An 18,486-nucleotide genomic window follows, 5' to 3' on the forward strand; every position below is an offset into this window, starting at 1 on the left:
CGCCATGAACAAAAACATCAACATCGCCACCATCGCCCTCGCCGCGGTCACCGTCACGCTCGCCGGCTGCACCTCTACCGAGCCCGTCTCGGCGCCGAGCAGCAGCACTGCTCCGACCGTCACGGTGCCGGAGCTCCGGCTCGCGACCGGCATGGACCGTGTCGCCGCGGAGGCCGCAATCCGCGCCGGTCGCCCGTACCTGGTCGGCCTGCCCGACGGCGCGAGCGTGGCGTGTCACGCGGCGCTGCTTGTGCCCGGAGACCCGAGCCCCTGGATCCTCAACCGCGACGCGGTGCCGGCGAGTGGCGCCGCGTTCGAGACCGACTACGCGCAGTACGGCTGCTCGGGCCGCTCCGTGCCCGATCCCAACGCGTCGGCTCCCACCGCGCCGCTGGACACTACGGCGACCGAGGCTGCGCGGAGTGAGGGGAGGCCGTTCATCTACGCGATGCCGAACGGCCTGAACCCGGTCTGCAACGTCGGGGTCCGTCTCGCCGACGGTACCGAGTGGTTCCTCAACCGCTCCACCGGACCGAGTGCGAAGGGCGACGCGCTGTCGCTGGTTCAGCGCGGATATGGCTGCACCAACGGCGAGACCGTGCCGGGCGTGCCGGCGAACTGAGACAGGAGACAAGCATGAGGAAGTTCCGAAGCATCATCACGAGCCGTACGACCCTCGTCGCAGCGCTCGCTCTCGCGCTGGGAGTGCTGCTGGCGCTCGCGTTCACGCCGCGTCACGAAGAGGGAGTCGCACCGCCGGCCGCGGTCGCGCACAGGGTCGTCGGGAACGCGTGCCAGCTGTCGGTGGTCGGGTTCGACGGCCGGACCTGGACGGCCGCGCCGGGAGACCAGAACCTGCATCGCCTCGACGGTGTCGGCGCCGGGTGCACGCCCGCCGTCGTCACCGATCGGGTCTCGGTTGGCGTCCGCTGCGTCAGGGTGCTCCGCGTCGACGGACGGACCTACGCGCTGCCGGAGAACGACGGCACCGGTGCGCTCGAGCCCGCCCCGGCCGAGGCAACCAAGGCCGTCACCGGCTGCCGCGTCGACCCGTCCCGCTGACCCGACGAGCGGCCGTGCCCCGTGTCGGCGACGACACGGATCGCGGGGGTCCGCCGGACCAGAGAGAAGGAGAAGAGGACATGACCGAAGACGAGTACATCGGCCGCGACCCGGCCCCGCAAGAGGTCGCGGATCGCGAGCGACGCCAGAGCCCTGAGCACGCTGCGTGGGTGGCGGCGCACCGCGAGGAAATCGACGCCGCGAAGGCGAAGATCCGCATCGAGGATCTGTAGCTGACCCGACGGTGAGGGTGCGGCATCCGCCACCGAGTGGGTGTCGCGCCCCGACCGCCGGGACACAGGAACCAGGAGAAGAACATGACCGAGAACGCCTACCGGTACGCCGCCTACACCATCGCCCAGTACAGCGACGCGCCCGCCGCCGTCACCGCGTACGCCGGGGCGGTGGCCGCTGCGATGCACCGCGCGCAGGCGGAAGGCGCCACGGTCGCGTGCCAGCTGATCTCCGAGCTGAGCTCGGACCCGGTGACGCACGCCGCAGCGACGGAGGTCGGCCCCTTCACAATGCTCACGCTCTCAGACTGGCTCACGGAGGTGTGGGACGACGTGACCGAACTCGCCGCCGTGACGGAGGTGCCCGAGCTGACCGAAGCCGAGCTCGTGTACCACCGCGCCACCGCCGAGCTGTTCGCGGAGACCGAAGCCTCGACCGCCACACTCGCGTTCGCCGGCGCACTCGCCGTAGCGCATGTGCGTTGGTACGTCGCAGGCGCCGATCCAGAGGCGACGGCGTTCGTCAACTCCGTGCTCGACGCTGATCCTGTGGCCTCCGCCGGGCGCGCGGAGCTGGACGAGGCGACCCGAGCGAGCATCGCGATGGCCGTCGGGAACAAGTGGCACGTGCTGATCGAGCGCGTCGCGGTCATGGAGACGGTGGCCGCGATCGAGGCCGCCGCCTGACCATCTACTGTTCGACCAGTTCGTGCACCTCGGCGTGCACTGTGTCGATTCCCTCAACAAGACGACGTGCGAGTTCGGCGTCGCCGCTCCCCCGCACGCGCTCGATGAGGTCGGTGAGGGTGTCGATCACCGCGTCGACCGCTGCCTCGTCGAGCATGTCCGCAACTCCGACTCCGGACTCAGCCCGAACCGCAGTGCGGTGCGGGTTCGCAGCATGTTGGCTCATACGCGCAGCCAGGTCCGCGTCCGCTCCGCGCGCCGACACGATGTAGCGTTCGGCCGCTTCCGAGGTGCGATGGCGGAGCCGTTCCTTCAACTCTCCAACTGTCGCACCGGCCATCGCTGCGGTGGTCGACGACGTGCGCCGCAGGTCGTGGAAGACCAGATGCTCCATGTCGCACGTCCCTCGCGCGATCCGCCACCGCCGGTCCACGGTCGCCGGCCCGACGGGCATGTCCACCGTTCGTGTCCCCGGAAACACCCACCGCGGCTCGACCTTGCGCGCGTACTTCTCGATGTGCTCCCAGAGCGCAGCATGGAGGTGCGGTGGGACCACGACGCTCTCGGTTCTGCCGGTCGCCTTGGAGCCGGGAACGATCCTCATCGAGCCGGTGCCTCTCCCCTGCACAACGTGTCGGCGGATCTGGATTCGGACGACCGGTCGCAGCGGGACGGGCGTGGCCCGGTCCACCGCGATGTCTCCGATCTGCAGCCCGTTAACCTCTCCGAGCCGGAGCCCACACCAAGCAGAGATCTGCAGGAACATCGCCAGTTCGAGTGGCATCGCCGCAGCAAGTGCGTCGACTTCGGCCGGTGTCGCGGTCTGTGGTTCGCGTGCTGGCCGGTCAACCAGCAGTCCCTTGATCCGGAGTGGACTCGCAGCGATCAGGTCCATGTGAACCGCCAGCTTCAGCATCGCGTGGAGCGCCGCGTATGTACGAGTCCGCTGCGTTGGAGCACCGGGGCACAGTCGCTCCTCCATGTCGCGATGCCACTTCTCGCATCGCTCCCGGGTGAGTTCCGTGACGAAGATGTCTCCGAGCTCCGGGTTGATGAACCGTCGGAGCCGCGACGCCGAGATCACTCGGTGGTTCTCGCTGGGGATCGACTCCATCCACACGTCACCCAGCTGCGCGATGGTGAGGGTCCCGGCTCGTTCCGCCGCTGCTTCGGCTTCCTCGGCCGCGATCTGTTCCGCTGACTTCCACCTGCCCCGCTCGATGTCGGTCTGAACTTCCGCGAGGTACGCCGCCGCTGCCTTCTTCGTCCCGAACGTCGTCGGTGCAGGCGTGCTCGACCCGTCGACAGGCGACGGGTACCTCGCCTGGTACCGGCCGCTGGGCAACTTCCGGATGTTCCCGAACTACCGTGCCATGCGTGCCACCCTCCGCCGTGCCATGTGCCATCCCGCGTGCCACGTACGTGCCACCCGCGGTGCCCATTCTTGCTGATCGGGCGCAAAAGCTGCTACGCGACCCCAGGAACAAAAACGCTGGCCAGGGGATGTTTCCCCTGGCCAGCGAGTTAGCTACAGCACCCCTAGAGCATGCAGGACACGCAGCCCTCCACCTCGGTCCCCTCGAGGGCCATCTGGCGCAGACGGATGTAGTACAGCGTCTTGATGCCCTTGCGCCACGCGTAGATCTGCGCCCTGTTCACGTCGCGAGTGGTGGCGGTGTCCTTGAAGAACAGCGTCAACGACAGACCCTGGTCGACGTGCTGCGTGGCCGCGGCGTAGGTGTCGATGATCTTCTCGTAGCCGATCTCGTAGGCGTCCTGGTAGTACTCCAGGTTGTCGTTGGTGAGGTACGGCGCCGGGTAGTAGACGCGGCCGATCTTGCCTTCCTTGCGGATCTCGATCTTCGCGGCGACCGGGTGGATCGAGCTGGTCGAGTGGTTGATGTAGCTGATCGACCCGGTCGGCGGGACGGCCTGCAGATTCTGGTTGTAGATGCCGTGCTCTTGGATCGACGCCTTCAACTCACGCCAATCGTCCTGCGTCGGGATCGCGATCCCCGAGCTGGCGAACAGGCTGCCGTCCGACTGCCCGGCGTTCGCGAACAGCTCACGCACCCGCTGGGTGGCCGGCTCCCACGGCTGATCGATGTACTTGTCGAAGAACTCGCCGGACGCGTACGTGCTGTTCTCGAAGCCGGCGAACGGGCGGCCCTTCTCCTTCGCGAGCTTGTTCGACGCGCGCAGCGCGTGGAACAGCACCGTGTAGAAGTACATGTTGGTGAAGTCGATGCCCTCCTCGCTGCCGTAGAAGATGCGCTCGCGAGCCAGGTAGCCGTGCAGATTCATCTGCCCGAGGCCGATCGCGTGCCCCTCCTCGTTCGCGCGGCGGATCGACGGCACCGAGTCGATCGACGTCTGATCGGCGACGGCGGTGAGCCCGCGGATCGCAGTCTCGATGGTCAGCCCCAGATCCGGCGAGTCCATCGCCTTGGCGATGTTCATCGACCCGAGGTTGCAGGAGATGTCCTTGCCGACATGCGAGTACGAGAGATCGTCGTTGAAGGTCGACGGCGTCGACACCTGCAGGATCTCCGAGCACAGGTTGGAGTGGGTGATCTTGCCCTCGACCGGATTCGCCCGGTTCACCGTGTCCTCGAACATGATGTACGGGTAGCCCGACTCGAACTGCAGCTCGGCGAGGGTCTGGAAGAACTCGCGCGCCCGGATCTTCGACTTGCGGATCCGCTTGTCCTCGACCATCTCGTGGTACAGCTCGGTCACGTTGACGTCGGCGAACGGCTTGCCGTAGATGCGCTCGACGTCGTACGGGCTGAACAGGTACATGTCGTCGTTGTTCTTGGCCAGCTCGAACGTGATGTCCGGGATCACGACACCCAGGCTGAGCGTCTTGATCCGGATCTTCTCGTCCGCGTTCTCCCGCTTGGTGTCCAGGAACCGGTAGATGTCCGGGTGGTGGGCGTGCAGGTACACCGCACCGGCGCCCTGGCGCGCGCCGAGCTGATTGGCGTAGCTGAACGAGTCCTCCAGCAGCTTCATGATCGGGATGACGCCGCTGCTCTGGTTCTCGATCTTCTTGATCGGCGCCCCGTGCTCGCGCACGTTCGAGAGCAGCAGGGCCACGCCGCCGCCGCGCTTGGACAGCTGCAGCGCCGAGTTGATCGACCGCCCGATCGACTCCATGTTGTCCTCGATGCGCAGCAGGAAGCACGAGACCGGCTCACCGCGCTGCTTCTTGCCCGAGTTCAGGAACGTGGGGGTGGCCGGCTGGAACCGGCCGTCGATGATCTCGTCGACCAGGTTCCGGGCCAGCGCGGTGTCACCGGCGGCCAGCGTCAGCGCCACCATGCACACACGATCCTCGAAACGCTCCAGGTAGCGCTTACCGTCGAACGTCTTCAGCGTGTAACTGGTGTAGTACTTGAACGCCCCGAGGAAGGTCGGGAAGCGGAACTTCTTCGCGTAGGCGTGCCCGAACAGCAGCTTCACGAACTCGCGGTCGTACTGCTCCAGGACCTCGGGCTCGTAGTAGTTCTCCTTGACCAGATAGTCGAGCTTCTCGTCAAGATCGTGGAAGAACACCGTGTTCTGGTTGACGTGCTGCAGGAAGTACTGCCGCGCGGCCTCGCGGTCCTTGTCGAACTGGATCCGCCCGTCCGCGTCGTACAGGTTCAGCATCGCGTTGAGCGCGTGGTAGTCGAGCTCGGCCGGGTCGTGCCCGGCCGGCCCGGCGTGCACGCCGGAGACACTCGCCGACACCGTGGTGTCGGAGGGACCATCGGTCACGGGAACTGCGGTGGGCGACAAGGAAACTCCTGCTGGTCGAGCGATGAAAAGTGTGGAGCGAAAAGACGATGGACTTTCGGCGCGGCGCGCGTCAGCGTGCGAACGACGGTCCGGCGGCGAACTCGGCGAGGCCTTCGCGGACGCGGTCGACGTCGTCCGCGGTCCCCATCAGTTCGAAGCGGTAGAGGTAGGGCACCTGGCATTTGCGGGCGATGATCTCGCCGGCCACCCCGAACTCCTCACCGAAGTTCGTGTTGCCCGCCGCGATCACGCCCCGGATGAGGGAGCGGTTGTGTTCGGCGTTGAGGAAGCGGATCACCTGCTTGGGGACGTATCCGCTGCCCGCATGGGTCTCGAGGCCGCCGGTCTGGGAGATCTTGCCGCCGCCGTAGGTGGGGCAGATCAGGATGTAGGGTTCGTCGACGCGGAACTCCCCCGCGCGGTCGAGCAGCGGGATCCGCTGCGCCCGCGCCCCCAGCTTCATCACGAAGCGGTGGGTGTTCTCCGAGACCGACGAGAAGTAGACGACCAGCGGCAGCCGCGGATCACCCACCGGCGGAACCTGCGTTCCACCCGCGACGGCCTCGGCGACTGACACGACGACGTCCCGGCGATCAGGCCGCGCGCGAGGCGACGGCCTTGATGCGATCGGGACGGTAGCCCGACCAGTGCTCGTCGGAGAGCAGCGGCCCGCTCGCTGCGCTCCCGGCGCCGGTGACCACGACGACCGGCGCCTGCAGGTACCCGAGCGCCATCACGTAGTCGCGCGCCTCGTCGTCCTGGCTGATGTCGACCACGTCGTACTCCAGGCCGTGCTTGTCGAGGGCCTTGTAGGTCGCGTTGCACTGCACGCAAGCCGGCTTGGTGTAGACGGTGATGGCCATAGCGGACTCCCTCGATCGGATGACTGTTCTCTTCGTATGACGTCCGGCGGCTTCTCCGCGGAGAATCACCACTGTGTAGTTCACCGCCGGAGCGCCGAACCGGCGCTGTGGGCCATATCTCCCCGCCGGACACCCTAAACACTACACCTTGTGTCCGACATTTCCATCGACCACAACTGCTTGTGAATAACATTCGTGAAAGTCCCAGGTGAACAGGAAGTAGTCCACAGGCGTTCCGGCGTGTCTCGGCGTGTTCGGCGTGTCGGAAACGACGGCGGGCCCGCACCGGTTCTCGGTGCGGGCCCGCGGGGCCGATCCCCGTCGCCGGAGGGACTCAGCCGGCGGCCACGAGCTCACCGAGCAGCGCCTCGAACACCGCATCGGCCTCGATGAGCGCCTCGTCGAATTCCGCGCTGCGCAGGCCGAGTTCGACGGCCTCGATCACCTCGGCGCCCGCGATACCGGCCGCCTTCCGCGCATCCTCGCGCGCCCAGGTGCCCGCGAAGCGGCCCAGCGCCGCACCGACCACGCCGACCGGGCGGCCGCTCAGGGCGCCGGCGCCGTACGGCCGGGACAGCCAGTCGATGGCGTTCTTCAGGACGGCGGGCAGTCCACCGTTGTACTCCGGGGTCACCAGCAGCACCGCGTCGGCGGCGCCGACCTGCGCGCGCAACGCCTCCACGGCGTCGCCGCGCCGCCCGTCGACGTCGATGTCCTCGTTGTAGAACGGCAGCAGGCCGAGGCCGTCGGCGATCTGGACATCGACGCCTTCCGGCGCCTCGGCCGCCAGGTGCGCGGCCAGCCGGCGGTTCACCGACTCCCGGCGCAGACTGCCGACGAGGACGACGACGGTGCGAACAGCATCAGACATGAGCGGACTCCAATCAGGGGAAACAGCACTGTTGCTCACCCTGAGTGAAACGGACCCTGGTCCTATTGGCTTCCTTTGGAATCAGTGAGACCCGTCACTTTCCGGGCACTTCGGCGCGCAGAACGACCGGGGAACACCGGGCCACACGGCGCCACCACGATATTCTCGATACATGTCCTCTCAACTCGGGCAGCCCGTGTCGCTGCCGCTGGTCCGCGGGAGCGACACCGGAGGCGAACGCGCCGACGCCGCCCGCAACCGGCAGTTGCTGCTGACCGCCGCCAAGACCCTGATCGACGATCAAGGCGCCGCGGCGGTCACCATGGATGCGGTCGCCCGCGAGGCGGGCGTGGGCAAGGGGACCGTCTTCCGCCGGTTCGGCAGCCGCACCGGGCTGATGATGGCGCTCCTGGATCACTCCGAGCACGCGCTTCAGCACGACTATCTGTCCGGCCCCGAACCCCTCGGCCCGGGCGCACCCCCGCTCGACCGGCTGATCGCCTACGGCCGGGCCCGCCTCGAGCTCACCATCGCCCACCTCGACATCCTGCTCGAGGCCGGTTCCGACGATCCCGATCGTCTCAACCACCCGGCGTGGCGGATGTCCACCCTGCACGTGCAGTATCTGCTCTCCGAGCTCGGCTATCCCGGCGGCCTGGACACGGTCGCCATCGCGATCCAGGCGCCGCTGGAGGCCATCGCCGTCCGGCACGTGATCGAGGTGATCGGCCTGACCGCCGAACAGATCGCCGACGACTGGGAACGGATGGTCCGGCTCCTGGCCGCCGGCCTCCGCTGAGCCCCGCGCCGGTCGAGACCCGCACGACGGTCTGGCGAAGTCGAGACCGCACCCGTCACCGAGGCAGATCACGCGCCACCAGCGCCGCCTCCCGGGACAGCTGCGGCCCGGCCGGCAGTAACGACACCACCGGCCACGGCGCCGGTTCCGGCTCGGCGGGCAGCCCCAGCATCTGCGCGGTGTCCGCGTCGGCGATCGGATAGCGGACACCCGCGTCGGTGATGTAGTACCGCCCACCGGGCACCGCCACCTGTTCACCGGTCCCGGGCCGCAGGTACACGCCGTCGAGCCCGGGACCGCCGCCGTCGGCCGCACTGAGCGTCACCACCCGCGCACCACCCGGCAGCGGGAGATGCGCGGTGACCAGCAGACTCTCACGCACCCCCGGCCGGCCCGCCACCGCCGACCACGACCGGCACAGCACCGGTTCAGCGCCGGCGGCCCGGCTCTCGGTCAGATCGGGCGGTGCCTCCGGGAAGCCATCGAGCGGCAGCCTGTGCACCACCGGCACCGACGCCAGCGCGGCCGGCGCCACCTGCGTCACCGTGCCCGGTGCCGTCGCGTCCGCGCCGCGCAGCGCCTCGGCGGCGACGGGTGTCAGCGGCTGGACGCCGTCGGCCAGCACCGCGAAGTACGACGGCGCATCGTCGACGCCGAGCGAGCGGACCACCGTGCCGACCGGCGTTTCGCGCAGCGTCGCCGGACCCGCCCCGCCGGCCCCCGGGATCTCCGGCACCGCGAGTTCGGGTTCGGCCGGGAACGCGTTCAGCAGGGCCGCGCTGACCGGCCGCGCCGCCACCCCGTCGAGCCCGAGCGCTCGGCGCACCGCGACCGACTCCGGCCGCAGCCGCGCCCGCACCGGCCGCGCCACCGAGTCCCGCCGCAGCTGATACAGCAGCCATTCCTCGTCGCCGGCCCGGACCAGCACGCCCGCCCGCGCCGAGGCCGGTGGCGCGGCGGGCCGGCCGGCGATCACCGCCGTGCCGCCGGCCGGATCGTCGCACACCGTCCACGTCGACTCCCGCCGGTCGGCCGGGCCGGGCAGCCCGGCCGGTGCGCCCGGGATACCGAGCGACGGGCCGCGCGGGTAGGCGCTCACCGAGCGCGCGGTGACGTTCTTGACCGGCGACGGCTCCCCGATCACCAGCCGCGCCGAGGCCAGATTCGGCACCGGATGCATCACGCCGTCGACCAGAACGAAGAGCCCGCCGGTGTCGGCGGCGACGATCTCGGCATCGGCGACCGACGGCGCCGGCCGGATGATCCCGTAGATCCCCGCCCCGGCCAGCAGTACCAGCGCGATCACCGCGCCGCCGATCAGCGCGCGCAATTCCGATCGCATGGGGTCGGCCAGCATGCGCGCATCGCGCCGGATCAGTGCGTGTTCGGCGCGGGACAATCCAAATCGGTAGCCGCTGACCTGTGCGCGCGTCGTCAACTGTCTCGGCATCGTGCTCCCCCGATCAAACGCCGTGCCGCCACCGTAGTGCCGGGTTACGGTGTTGCCACGCACTTTCGCCGAAAGCGCGGGAACGACGGTCGTTCGGGGGAGGCGGTCATGCGGGTCCTTCGATCGCGCGCGACGACGCCGGGACGCCGCCGTACCGCGGCGTCGTCACCGTTCGACGTACCGTCCGGCGACGGCTTCCTCGGCGTCCGCCACGAGTCCGGCACCCTGTTCACGACGCTCACCGTCGGCCCCGGTCCCGCGCGCCCCCACCGCGTCGACCGGCCGTGGCCCGACCTCGGGCCGGGCGCCGTGCTGCCGCTGGCCCTGGTGGCGCAGTGGATGCGTCACCCCGACGCCGCGGCCACCGAGCTGACCGTGAGCTGTCGCGGCTCCGGCTGCGTCGGCGACGGCCCGGCCGCGGCCGCCTACCGCGGGCTGACCGGCCCGCTCTCGATCGCGGCGGACCGCGGCGTCCAGCTGCGGCTCCGATTCGCCCCGCTCGCACACCCGGAGCTGGTGGCCCGGCACGGTTCCGGCAGCGCCGCACCACTGCGGGCCTGCGTCTCGGCGACCCGCAGGCTCGCGGTGCTGCTGCGGTCCGGCGGCCTCGCCGTGACCGCGCTGACCGCGGCCGAACTGACCGCCGCGGCACCGTCCACCGACCCGATCGCCGGTGACCCGCCGGACGCCGGGCACGACGATCCCGGTGCCCTGATCGGTGCCCTGACCGCGCAGTGCGCGGGCACGCCGCGGACCGCGACTCTCCTCTGGCGGCCGGGCCGCCCCGAGCCGCGGGTCTCTCTCGACCCCGACGGTCCGGCGCTTCCCGCGGCGACCGTCGCCGCCCTCACCGCCGCCGCCCTGCCCTGCGGCGGTTCCGGCCCGATCGTCGGCGCCGATCACGCCGGTCACCCGATCGGCCTGCGCCTGGCCGGCCCGGGGATCGCCGAGGCGACGATCACCGGCGAACTCGACCTGGTCCGGCGGATCGTCGCCCGGCTCGCCGCGACCGGTGTCTCCGCGGCGGTGTTCACCGATAGTCCCGAGCGGTGGGCCGGCCTGATCGACGCGGTCGGCGACCCCGCGCTCCTGCACGCGGCCTCCGGCGGCACCGCGCGAGTGCTGGTCGACGACCGGCCGGATCGGCGCCTCGGCCCTCTCGACGGGCACACCGTGCTGCGGGTGGCCGGCCCCGGGACCGTCGTCGACGCTCCGCCGGAATCGCCTGCCCTGCACCAGGATCCGTCCGACCCACGACGGGCCGTCGCCGTCGGCGGCGGCCGCTCGATCCCGGTGCGCCTGGTCGGCACCCCCGCCGAGGACGCCCTGCTACGGGCGTGAGCGTGAGATCCCCGGAGCCGGCGAGGGACGTGGCAGCGTTGGCGTACGGAAGCAGCGCTCGCGAACGCTGCTTCTGTTCCGGGTCGCTGCTACGTGCGCCAGGACTAGCCAGTCAGCGGTACCCGGGAACGGAAGAACACCGCGTGCGCCGACGCGGCGTGCACCACCACATCGGGATCGGAGTCGGCCAGCCACAGCGCGTCGCCGCATCGCACGGTGCAGCGGCGGCCGTCCGGACCGGCCACCTCGATGCGGCCGGCGGTGACGGTCAGGATCTGCGGACCGGGCATGTCGAAGCTGACGCTCGCCGGGGCGCGCAGCGCGGTGCCGTCGAGTTCCACCCGGGACAACCGGAATTCGGGGGCCGGCGTCAGATAGATCCGTTCGGCGCCGACGGTCTGGATGTCGGGCATCAGCTCCGCGCGGGAGACCGGGTGGAAGTCGAGCACGCGGAGCAGTTCGGGCACGTCGATGTGCTTCGGGGTCAGTCCGCCGCGAAGCACGTTGTCGGAGTTGGCCATCGCCTCCACCGCGGACCCGCGCAGGTACGCGTGCAGATTGCCGGCGGCCAGATAGATCGCCTCCCCGGGACGCAGGCGCACGAAGTTCAGGAGCAGGGCGGCGAGCACGCCGGGGTCGTTCGGGTAGGCCTCCCCCAGTTCGAGCACCGCGCGCAGTTCGTCGGCGAACGGCGTCGCGCCGCGCTCCAGGGCCGCGATCGCACCGGTCAGCACCTGCGGGACCAGCGTGGCGATCACCGGCTCGGGCAGCGTCAGCCAGGTGGTGAAGACCGCCCGCAGCCCGTCGCGGTCCGGCGCTCCGACGAGCATGCCGAGCGCCGAGTCGAGGCCGGGGACCTGCAGGCTGCGCAGGAGCTCGACGGTCACCGCGGGGTCGCGGAATCCGGCCAGCGCCTCGAAGTCGCTCAGCGCCACGACCACTTCCGGCTTGTGCCACGAATCGCGGTAGTTGCGCCGCGGATCGTCCGGGGCCAGGCCCGCGGCGTTCTCCGCGGCGAATCCCACCCGTGCCTGCTCGGAACTCGGGTGCGCCTGCAGGGACAGCGGTTCGTCGGCGGCCAGGACCTTCACCAGGAACGGCAGCCGTCCCTCGAAGGCGGCGGCGGTGCGCGTGCCGAGCGCGGCGGCCGGGTCGTCGTCGATCACGGCCAGCAGGTCGCCGGGGGTGCCGTCGAGCCGGGCGGGCGACGCCGGGTGCGCACCGAACCACAGCTCGGCCTCCGGGTGGGCCGACGGCGCGGACCGGCCCTGGAGTTCGGCGATCGCGGTGCGTGAACCCCACGCGTAGGGGCGTACCACCCCCTTGAGCACCTTCATTCCAGCGTCCTGTCCGTCATCCCCGCACCCGGTGTCCCCGTGTTCGGCCCCGCCATCGTCTCATTCATTCTGCCCCGGTCAGCGCCAGGTAGGCCGCGGCGAGTTGGGCTCGCACGACGATCACCAGGTAGGCGCCCAGATCGGCCGGGGTATCGGCGAGCGCCTCGGCCCCGCCGGACGGGTTCGCCGGGGGCGGGCCGGCGTCGTCAACCTGCTCGGTCACCACGTCGACCGCGCGGTCGCCGATGCGCCGGTGGGCGAACCAGGATCGCGCGGCGAGGGTCACCAGGAACGCCCGGATCGGGTCGCGCGCCGGCGGTCCGTCGAACTCCGGGTCGTAGAAGAGCGATTCGGCCGGCGCCGGCGCACCGCGGCCGGCGAGCACTGCCAGGATCCGGGCTTCCTCGGCGACGGCGGCGGGCACGCCGCCGATCTCGAAGAACGCGGCGGCCGCCTGTGCGGCGGCCGCGGCCGCGGCCGGGGTGTCCCCGGTCCAGGCCAGTCCGTGGCCGGCCGCGCGCATCGCCAGCAGTTTCGCCTGGTTATGGAAGCTCTCCTGACCCGGATGCCCGACGGCGGCCTCGGCGTCGAGCCGGTCGGCGAGCTCGGCGAGCGGCTCGGGCCGCGGCGCCACCCGCACGGCGGCGAGCCCGGTCAGCACGGCGCTCAGACCCGCGACGTGACCGGTGAACCGGAAGCGCGGATCGATCGACAGCCGCGGTGCGAGGTTCACGAACTCGGCGGCCCCGCGGCGGCCGACGCCTGCGGCCTCGGCCAGCGGGCCTTCGAGCGGTGCGAGGACGACGATCTCGGCGCGGCGCCGCGCGGCACGGGCGAGCGCGTCGGAGAGCAGCGGGTCGCCGGCGTCGTCGCCCAGCACCACCACCACGTCGAGCGGTCCGATCCAGCCGGGCAGCACCGGCACCACGACCAGCGGTACGTCGATCCGCCCGCCGAAAGCGGCGACCACCAGCGCGGACGCGCGCGCACCGACGGTCCCGCCGCCGGTGACGATCACGACGGCCCGCGGCCGCAGCGTGGACAGGGGTTCCAGCACGCCCTCGGCTTGCGCCTCCGCGACGGCGCGCACCTGGGCACCTGCCATCGCGGCACTGCGCAGCAGACCGTCGCGGTCGACGGAGTACAGCGACTCCACGTCGTCCAGATCGTCGATGATGGCGGGCATGGTCACACGATGCGCGCGGTGAGCGGGGTCAGTCAACCGGGTCCGGGAGCACCCGCAGGTGCCCACGACGACCCGGGCGCGGACCGGCGGCCGGAGCGCTCCGCGCGGACTCCCGTTCGGCGCGATGGCGGCCCGGTTCGTCGGCGCCGCGACGCGGACCCGGCCGCAGGTCCAAGGCGGCGTCGACATCGGCGCGCGAGGTGAACGACGGCAGCGGCGGCAGCCCGGGGCCGCCGCCGACGGCACCGGCTTCGCGCACCACGTCGGCGAGGGCGGTGAGGTCCTGGTCCTCGGCGGGCTGCACGAAGTCACGCTCACTGCGCAGCAGTTCCCAGCCGCGGGGCACGGTGATCCGGTCGGCGTGCTCGGAACACAGATCCCAGGAGTGCGGCTCGTCAGCGCCGGCCAGCGGCCCGACGACCGCCGTCGACTCGGCGTAGACGAAGGTCAGGGTGGCGACCGCGAGGCGCGAGCACCCGGGACGGCAGCACTGACGGGGAGCGTTCACGAAGGTCAGCCTATCGTCTGGACCGCCGCGGGCAGACATCGACACGCATCGGCCGCGCGTAGACTGCCGCCTATGCGCTTTCGACCGGCGACTCCGCGCGAGCTCCTCGTCCCGCCGCGGCGCACGCGCGACCGGCACGGCCGGGGTCTGCGCGGCCCGCTGCTGCCGCCCGTGGTGCCCGCCTACCGGACCCGCGCCGACCGCTTCGACCGGGCGGCGACGGCCGCCTTCGCCGAGCTCGACGCGCTCTGGCACGACCGGCTCACCGATCTCGACGTGGCCGTCGACGACATCCCGCGCATGCTGCCCCGCGACCTGGACACCGTGCAGTGGCCCGAGGAGGTCACCGCGGACGGCCCGGTCCCCCTCGCCCGGCTGATCGGCGCGGGCGTCGACGCCCGCGGGCGCTCGACCCGCGCGCAGCTGATCCTGTTCCGGCGGCCCATCGAGCTGCGGGCCACCGGCGACGAGGAACTGCCGGAGATCCTCCGCGAGGTACTGATCCAGCAGATCGCCACCTATCTGGGCGTGGACGAGGAGACCGTCGAGGACGGCCCGGAACTCTGACTCGGCACCCCGGAGACGACACCGGCCCGGCAGCTCACGCTGCCGGGCCGGTTCGTCATGTCTGGCTCAGATGATGCCGCGCTTGAGACGGCGGCGCTCCCGCTCGGACAGGCCGCCCCAGATCCCGAAACGCTCGTCATTGCCCAGCGCGTATTCGAGGCACTCGGCCTTGACCTCGCAGCCGTGGCAGATCCGCTTCGCTTCGCGGGTCGAGCCGCCCTTCTCCGGGAAGAACGCCTCGGGGTCGGTCTGTGCGCAGAGCGCGCGCTCCTGCCACTGGTCCTCGGCGTCGTCGATGAACGCGTCGAAGCCTTCGGGCACCACCGAGAGATGGCTGCCGTCGGTGGTGAAGACCGAACTCGACGACGAGATACCGGTTTGTGTTCCGTGGCCCGCTGACGTCATCGCCGCCTCCCTGCTCGATATGGTCGTGGGTCTCGCGTCGTGCGATCCCCAAGAGCGAATGCGGCGAAGCGTCCGCTGAATCACACAGTTGTGATTACACACGGAAGCGGGCGCCACGGTCAAGCGAACGGCGAAGATTCCTTAATATCACCTGAAAGTCGCCGGCGCTGCACGGCGCGCCATACTTTCAGCGTTTTCGGCGTGTCGGGCAAACGGACGACCCCTCCGCCGCCCGGAACCGCGCACCCGGGACCGCCGGAAGTAGGGTGTTCGATGTGAAGGTGACGGTACTGGTCGGGGGCGTCGGCGGCGCCCGGTTCCTGCAGGGTGTCCGGGAGGTCTTCGGGCGCACCCCCTTCCCCGCGGTCGACGCTCCCGCCGACGGCGAGCCCGTCGCCACGGCGCCCGCGAACGAGGTCACGGCGATCGTCAACGTCGGCGACGACGCCTGGATGCACGGCGTGCGCATCTGCCCGGATCTCGACACGTGCATGTACACCCTGGGCGACGGCATCGACACCGACCGCGGCTGGGGCCGCCGCGAGGAGACCTGGCACGCCAAGGAGGAGCTGGCCGCGTACGGCGCCGACCCCGACTGGTTCGGTCTCGGCGACCGCGATCTGGCCACCCATCTGATCCGGACGCAGATGCTCGATGCCGGATACCGGCTGTCCGACATCGCCGCGGCCCTGTGCCGGCGCTGGCAGCCCGGCGTGCGGCTGCTCCCGGTGACCGACGACCGGCACGAGACGCACGTAGTGGTCGACAAGCCCGGCGGCGAACCCGGCGAACGGATCGCCATGCACTTCCAGGAGTGGTGGGTGCGCTACCGGGCGCAGCTGCCCACCCACAGCTTCGCCCACGTCGGGCAGCCGGGCACCGAGACCGCGCCGGCGCCCGGGGTGCAGGCGGCGATCGACGAGGCCGACATCGTGCTCCTGGCGCCGAGCAACCCGGTGGTCTCGATCGGCGCCATCACCTCGGTGCCGGGGATCCGTGCCGCGCTCCGCCGCACCTGCGCGCCGGTGGTCGGCGTCAGCCCGGTGATCGACGACAAGCCGCTGCGCGGTATGGCCGACGAGTGTCTATCGGTGATCGGCGTGCCGACGACGGCGCGGGCGATCGCCGAGCACTACGGCGCGCGCGGCGGAAACGGGCTGCTCGACGGCTGGCTGGTGGCCCCCGGCGATGCCGCGGCCGCCACCCCGATCGACGGTATCGCCGTCGCCGAGGCACCGCTGCTGATGACCGATCCGGCGGCCACCGCCGCGATGGTGCGCGCCGCGTGCGCGCTCGGCGGGGTGCCGGTGTGACCGATCACGCGGCGGCCGGGGAACTGACCCTCCGGCCGGTGACCGGACTCGGCGAATTCGGCCCGGACAGCGACCTCGCGGGTGAGCTGCTCGCGGCCGCGCCGTGGATCGCCGACGACGACGTCGTGGTGGTCACCAGCAAGGTCTTCTCCAAGATCGAGGGCCGCACGGTGCCCGCTCCGTCCGATCCGGATGAGCGGGATGCGTTGCGCCGCAAGCTGATCGACGACGAGACCGTGCGCGTCGTGGCCCGCCGCGACCGGCTGCTGATCACCGAGAACCGCAACGGCCTGGTGCAGGCCGCCGCGGGCGTGGACGGATCCAACGTCGCCACCGATCAGCTGGCGCTGCTGCCGCTCGACCCCGACGCCAGCGCGGCGCGGCTGCGCGCGGAGTTCGCCGCCCGCGGCCGCCACGTGGCCGTGCTGGTGACCGACACCATGGGGCGGGCCTGGCGGGCCGGGCAGACCGACGTCGCGATCGGGGCGGCCGGGATCGCGGTCCGGCACGGCTACGAGGGCACCGTCGACGCGCACGGGAATCCGCTGGTGGTCACCGACATCGCCGTCGCCGACGAGCTGGCCGCCGCCGCCGACCTGGTGAAGGGGAAACTCGGCGGCATCCCGGTCGCCGTCGTGCGCGGCCTGGCGCCGGTCGACGACGGCAGCAACGCCCGCGATCTGGTGCGCGACCCGGCGTCGGACATGTTCCGGCTCGGCACCGACGACGCGCTCGCGCAGGGCCGGCGCCAGGCGCTGCTCACCCGGCGCAGCGTGCGGGCGTTCGCGCCCGGCGCCGTCGATCCGGATCTCCTGCACGCCGCCTTCGCCGAGGCGCTGACCGCGCCGGCGCCGCACCACACCCATCCGGTGCGGTTCGTCTGGGTGCGCGATGCCGGGCGGCGGGCGGCGCTCCTCGACGCGATGGCCGAGGACTGGCGCGCGGATCTGGCCGGCGACGCCAAGTCCGCGTCGTCGATCGACAAGCGGGTGGCGCGCGGGCAGATCCTGTACGACGCCCCGGAACTCGTGATCCCGGTGCTGACCGGCGACGGCATGCACGTCTACCCCGACGACCGCCGCAACGACTGCGAGGACACCATGTTCACCGTCGCCGCGGGCGCGGCGGTCGGGTATCTGCTGGTCGCGCTCTCGGTGCGCGGGGTCGGCAGTTGCTGGGTGGGTTCGACGATCTTCGCCGCGCCCACCGTGCGGCGCGTGCTCGACCTGCCCGAGCACTGGGCACCGCTCGGTGCCGTCGCGATCGGCCGGCCGGCCGACGATCCCGGGCTCCGCGGGCCCGCCGACGCCGAAGGACTGGTGGTGCTCCGATGACCGAGCGATTGGCGGCGTCGACGCGCTCCGCGCTGACCGCGTGGACCGCGCCGGACGCCGAGCAGGATGCCCTGCGACACACGTACCTGGCGTTCCTGGACGCCGCCGCGAATCCGTGCGAGCGGGCGTGTGTCCCCGGGCATGTCACAGCGTCGGCGATCGTCTTCGACGCGACCGGGGAGCACGTGCTCCTGACCCTGCATCCGCGCGTCGGCATGTGGGTGCAGCTGGGTGGTCATTGCGAGCCCGGCGACCCCGGGCTCGCCGCGGCCGCACTGCGCGAGGCGACCGAGGAGTCCGGTCTCACCGGCCTCACGCTCAGCGCCGGGCCGGTGCACCTGCACACCCACCCGATCACCTGCTCGCTGGGACAGCCGACCCGACATCTGGATGTGCGCTTCGGCGCCGTCGCCCCGGCCACCGGTGACGGCATCCCGCCGACGCCGGTGCGCAGCAGCGAATCGGTCGATCTCGCCTGGTGGCCGGTCGACGCCCTCCCCGACGAGGTCGACGCCGTGACGGTCCCGCCGCTGATCGCCCACGCCCGCACCGCCCTGCGCGCGCAGGGTCTCCTCCCCTAAGTCCCTCTCCGGCCCGTTCCCCCGCTGGCCCTCTGCCCCTCCGGCCCCGGACGCAGCGACGCGAGTCCGGGGCCGGACCAGTCGAATAAGTGCCCGGCAGCGCGAGCGAAGCGAGCACTACCGGGCACCTATTCGACTGGGCGAGCGAAGCGAGCGACCCAAACAA

20 protein-coding genes are annotated in these 18,486 nt (G+C 71.3%); 10 read left to right on the top strand and 10 right to left on the bottom strand.

The features are described 5' to 3' along the window. Positions 1-4 precede the first annotated feature (4 nt). The 4 genes from MYK68_RS14995 to MYK68_RS15010 all read left to right on the top strand — a co-directional run bounded on the left by MYK68_RS14995 (position 5) and on the right by MYK68_RS15010 (position 1,982). A complete protein-coding gene (locus tag MYK68_RS14995) occupies positions 5-622 on the top strand; it encodes a hypothetical protein (protein WP_247864502.1) in 618 nt (205 codons plus the stop codon). Positions 623-636: 14 nt separating this feature from the next. Continuing rightward, the gene (locus MYK68_RS15000) at positions 637-1,062 is read left to right on the top strand and encodes a hypothetical protein (RefSeq protein WP_247864504.1); all 426 of its coding nucleotides are present in this window, start codon (positions 637-639) and stop codon (positions 1,060-1,062) included. Positions 1,063-1,142: 80 nt separating this feature from the next. Continuing rightward, positions 1,143-1,295 (top strand): hypothetical protein, encoded by a 153-nt coding sequence (locus MYK68_RS15005; protein WP_247864505.1) that lies wholly within the window; start codon positions 1,143-1,145, stop codon positions 1,293-1,295. Positions 1,296-1,379: 84 nt separating this feature from the next. Further along, a complete protein-coding gene (locus MYK68_RS15010) occupies positions 1,380-1,982 on the top strand; it encodes a hypothetical protein (protein ID WP_247864507.1) in 603 nt (200 codons plus the stop codon). Positions 1,983-1,986: 4 nt separating this feature from the next. On the opposite strand, the gene MYK68_RS15015 is transcribed toward MYK68_RS15010, so the two are convergent. The 5 genes from MYK68_RS15015 to MYK68_RS15035 form a co-directional block, all read right to left on the bottom strand. Continuing rightward, positions 1,987-3,327 carry a tyrosine-type recombinase/integrase gene (locus tag MYK68_RS15015; RefSeq protein ID WP_247864509.1) on the bottom strand — a complete coding sequence of 447 codons (1,341 nt, stop codon included), beginning with the start codon at positions 3,325-3,327 and terminating at the stop codon, positions 1,987-1,989. 194 nt (positions 3,328-3,521) lie between these two features. After that, positions 3,522-5,765, bottom strand: a complete 2,244-nt coding sequence (gene nrdE / locus MYK68_RS15020) for a class 1b ribonucleoside-diphosphate reductase subunit alpha (RefSeq protein WP_247864511.1) — start codon at positions 5,763-5,765, stop codon at positions 3,522-3,524. A gap of 70 nt (positions 5,766-5,835) precedes the next feature. Beyond that, positions 5,836-6,297, bottom strand: a complete 462-nt coding sequence (gene nrdI / locus MYK68_RS15025) for a class Ib ribonucleoside-diphosphate reductase assembly flavoprotein NrdI (RefSeq protein WP_247864512.1) — start codon at positions 6,295-6,297, stop codon at positions 5,836-5,838. A gap of 61 nt (positions 6,298-6,358) precedes the next feature. Then, positions 6,359-6,628 carry a glutaredoxin-like protein NrdH gene (gene nrdH / locus MYK68_RS15030; RefSeq protein ID WP_247864514.1) on the bottom strand — a complete coding sequence of 90 codons (270 nt, stop codon included), beginning with the start codon at positions 6,626-6,628 and terminating at the stop codon, positions 6,359-6,361. A 334-nt stretch (positions 6,629-6,962) separates the two neighbouring features. Continuing rightward, positions 6,963-7,499, bottom strand: coding sequence for an NAD(P)H-dependent oxidoreductase (locus MYK68_RS15035; RefSeq protein WP_247864515.1), 537 nt, complete (start codon positions 7,497-7,499; stop codon positions 6,963-6,965). A 172-nt stretch (positions 7,500-7,671) separates the two neighbouring features. Between MYK68_RS15035 and MYK68_RS15040 the strand changes: the two genes are divergently transcribed. Then, positions 7,672-8,298, top strand: coding sequence for a TetR/AcrR family transcriptional regulator (locus tag MYK68_RS15040; protein ID WP_247864517.1), 627 nt, complete (start codon positions 7,672-7,674; stop codon positions 8,296-8,298). Between the two features lie 55 nt (positions 8,299-8,353). Here the strand turns inward: MYK68_RS15040 and eccB are convergent, their stop codons facing one another. Then, positions 8,354-9,748: a type VII secretion protein EccB gene (gene eccB, locus MYK68_RS15045; protein ID WP_247864518.1), complete on the bottom strand. Its 1,395-nt coding sequence runs from the start codon at positions 9,746-9,748 to the stop codon at positions 8,354-8,356. A 108-nt stretch (positions 9,749-9,856) separates the two neighbouring features. Here eccB and MYK68_RS15050 point away from each other — a divergent pair, with 108 nt between their 5' ends. Further along, positions 9,857-11,089, top strand: coding sequence for a type VII secretion protein EccE (locus tag MYK68_RS15050; RefSeq protein WP_247864519.1), 1,233 nt, complete (start codon positions 9,857-9,859; stop codon positions 11,087-11,089). 104 nt (positions 11,090-11,193) lie between these two features. On the opposite strand, the gene manA is transcribed toward MYK68_RS15050, so the two are convergent. The 3 genes from manA to MYK68_RS15065 all read right to left on the bottom strand — a co-directional run bounded on the left by manA (position 11,194) and on the right by MYK68_RS15065 (position 14,120). Beyond that, complete coding sequence (gene manA / locus MYK68_RS15055; protein WP_247864520.1) at positions 11,194-12,426, bottom strand: mannose-6-phosphate isomerase, class I; 1,233 nt, start codon at positions 12,424-12,426, stop codon at positions 11,194-11,196. Between the two features lie 64 nt (positions 12,427-12,490). Continuing rightward, complete coding sequence (locus MYK68_RS15060; protein ID WP_247864521.1) at positions 12,491-13,612, bottom strand: hypothetical protein; 1,122 nt, start codon at positions 13,610-13,612, stop codon at positions 12,491-12,493. A gap of 28 nt (positions 13,613-13,640) precedes the next feature. Continuing rightward, the gene (locus tag MYK68_RS15065) at positions 13,641-14,120 is read right to left on the bottom strand and encodes a DUF3499 domain-containing protein (protein WP_247864523.1); all 480 of its coding nucleotides are present in this window, start codon (positions 14,118-14,120) and stop codon (positions 13,641-13,643) included. 72 nt (positions 14,121-14,192) lie between these two features. Here MYK68_RS15065 and MYK68_RS15070 point away from each other — a divergent pair, with 72 nt between their 5' ends. Further along, positions 14,193-14,687: a metallopeptidase family protein gene (locus MYK68_RS15070; RefSeq protein ID WP_247864524.1), complete on the top strand. Its 495-nt coding sequence runs from the start codon at positions 14,193-14,195 to the stop codon at positions 14,685-14,687. Between the two features lie 66 nt (positions 14,688-14,753). Here the strand turns inward: MYK68_RS15070 and MYK68_RS15075 are convergent, their stop codons facing one another. Then, positions 14,754-15,092: a WhiB family transcriptional regulator gene (locus tag MYK68_RS15075; RefSeq protein ID WP_247864525.1), complete on the bottom strand. Its 339-nt coding sequence runs from the start codon at positions 15,090-15,092 to the stop codon at positions 14,754-14,756. Between the two features lie 275 nt (positions 15,093-15,367). Between MYK68_RS15075 and cofD the strand changes: the two genes are divergently transcribed. Genes cofD through MYK68_RS15090 form a run of 3 tightly spaced genes read left to right on the top strand, consistent with a single transcriptional unit; the run spans position 15,368 to position 18,320 of the window. After that, complete coding sequence (gene cofD / locus MYK68_RS15080) at positions 15,368-16,405, top strand: 2-phospho-L-lactate transferase (RefSeq protein ID WP_247864526.1); 1,038 nt, start codon at positions 15,368-15,370, stop codon at positions 16,403-16,405. Continuing rightward, on the top strand, positions 16,402-17,739 hold the full coding sequence (locus MYK68_RS15085) for a coenzyme F420-0:L-glutamate ligase (protein WP_247864527.1): 1,338 nt from the start codon (positions 16,402-16,404) through the stop codon (positions 17,737-17,739). Before cofD ends, MYK68_RS15085 begins: the two co-directional genes overlap by 4 nt. Then, positions 17,736-18,320, top strand: coding sequence for an NUDIX hydrolase (locus MYK68_RS15090; RefSeq protein WP_247864528.1), 585 nt, complete (start codon positions 17,736-17,738; stop codon positions 18,318-18,320). Before MYK68_RS15085 ends, MYK68_RS15090 begins: the two co-directional genes overlap by 4 nt. The last annotated feature ends 166 nt before the right edge of the window (positions 18,321-18,486 follow it).

The organism is Gordonia sp. PP30 (genome assembly GCF_023100845.1).
GTDB lineage: Bacteria > Actinomycetota > Actinomycetes > Mycobacteriales > Mycobacteriaceae > Gordonia.

What these genes read in the sequence shown, in the direction of transcription:
- MYK68_RS15060 (WP_247864521.1), bottom strand. Translation starts at nt 13,612, where the DNA reads ATGCCCGCCATCATCGACGATCTGGACGACGTGGAGTCGCTGTACTCC.
- nrdH (WP_247864514.1), bottom strand. Translation starts at nt 6,628, where the DNA reads ATGGCCATCACCGTCTACACCAAGCCGGCTTGCGTGCAGTGCAACGCG.
- MYK68_RS14995 (WP_247864502.1), top strand. Translation starts at nt 5, where the DNA reads ATGAACAAAAACATCAACATCGCCACCATCGCCCTCGCCGCGGTCACC.
- MYK68_RS15090 (WP_247864528.1), top strand. Translation starts at nt 17,736, where the DNA reads ATGACCGAGCGATTGGCGGCGTCGACGCGCTCCGCGCTGACCGCGTGG.
- MYK68_RS15035 (WP_247864515.1), bottom strand. Translation starts at nt 7,499, where the DNA reads ATGTCTGATGCTGTTCGCACCGTCGTCGTCCTCGTCGGCAGTCTGCGC.
- MYK68_RS15070 (WP_247864524.1), top strand. Translation starts at nt 14,193, where the DNA reads ATGCGCTTTCGACCGGCGACTCCGCGCGAGCTCCTCGTCCCGCCGCGG.
- MYK68_RS15010 (WP_247864507.1), top strand. Translation starts at nt 1,380, where the DNA reads ATGACCGAGAACGCCTACCGGTACGCCGCCTACACCATCGCCCAGTAC.
- manA (WP_247864520.1), bottom strand. Translation starts at nt 12,426, where the DNA reads ATGAAGGTGCTCAAGGGGGTGGTACGCCCCTACGCGTGGGGTTCACGC.
- eccB (WP_247864518.1), bottom strand. Translation starts at nt 9,748, where the DNA reads ATGCCGAGACAGTTGACGACGCGCGCACAGGTCAGCGGCTACCGATTT.
- MYK68_RS15040 (WP_247864517.1), top strand. Translation starts at nt 7,672, where the DNA reads ATGTCCTCTCAACTCGGGCAGCCCGTGTCGCTGCCGCTGGTCCGCGGG.
- MYK68_RS15050 (WP_247864519.1), top strand. Translation starts at nt 9,857, where the DNA reads ATGCGGGTCCTTCGATCGCGCGCGACGACGCCGGGACGCCGCCGTACC.
- MYK68_RS15005 (WP_247864505.1), top strand. Translation starts at nt 1,143, where the DNA reads ATGACCGAAGACGAGTACATCGGCCGCGACCCGGCCCCGCAAGAGGTC.
- MYK68_RS15000 (WP_247864504.1), top strand. Translation starts at nt 637, where the DNA reads ATGAGGAAGTTCCGAAGCATCATCACGAGCCGTACGACCCTCGTCGCA.
- MYK68_RS15075 (WP_247864525.1), bottom strand. Translation starts at nt 15,092, where the DNA reads ATGACGTCAGCGGGCCACGGAACACAAACCGGTATCTCGTCGTCGAGT.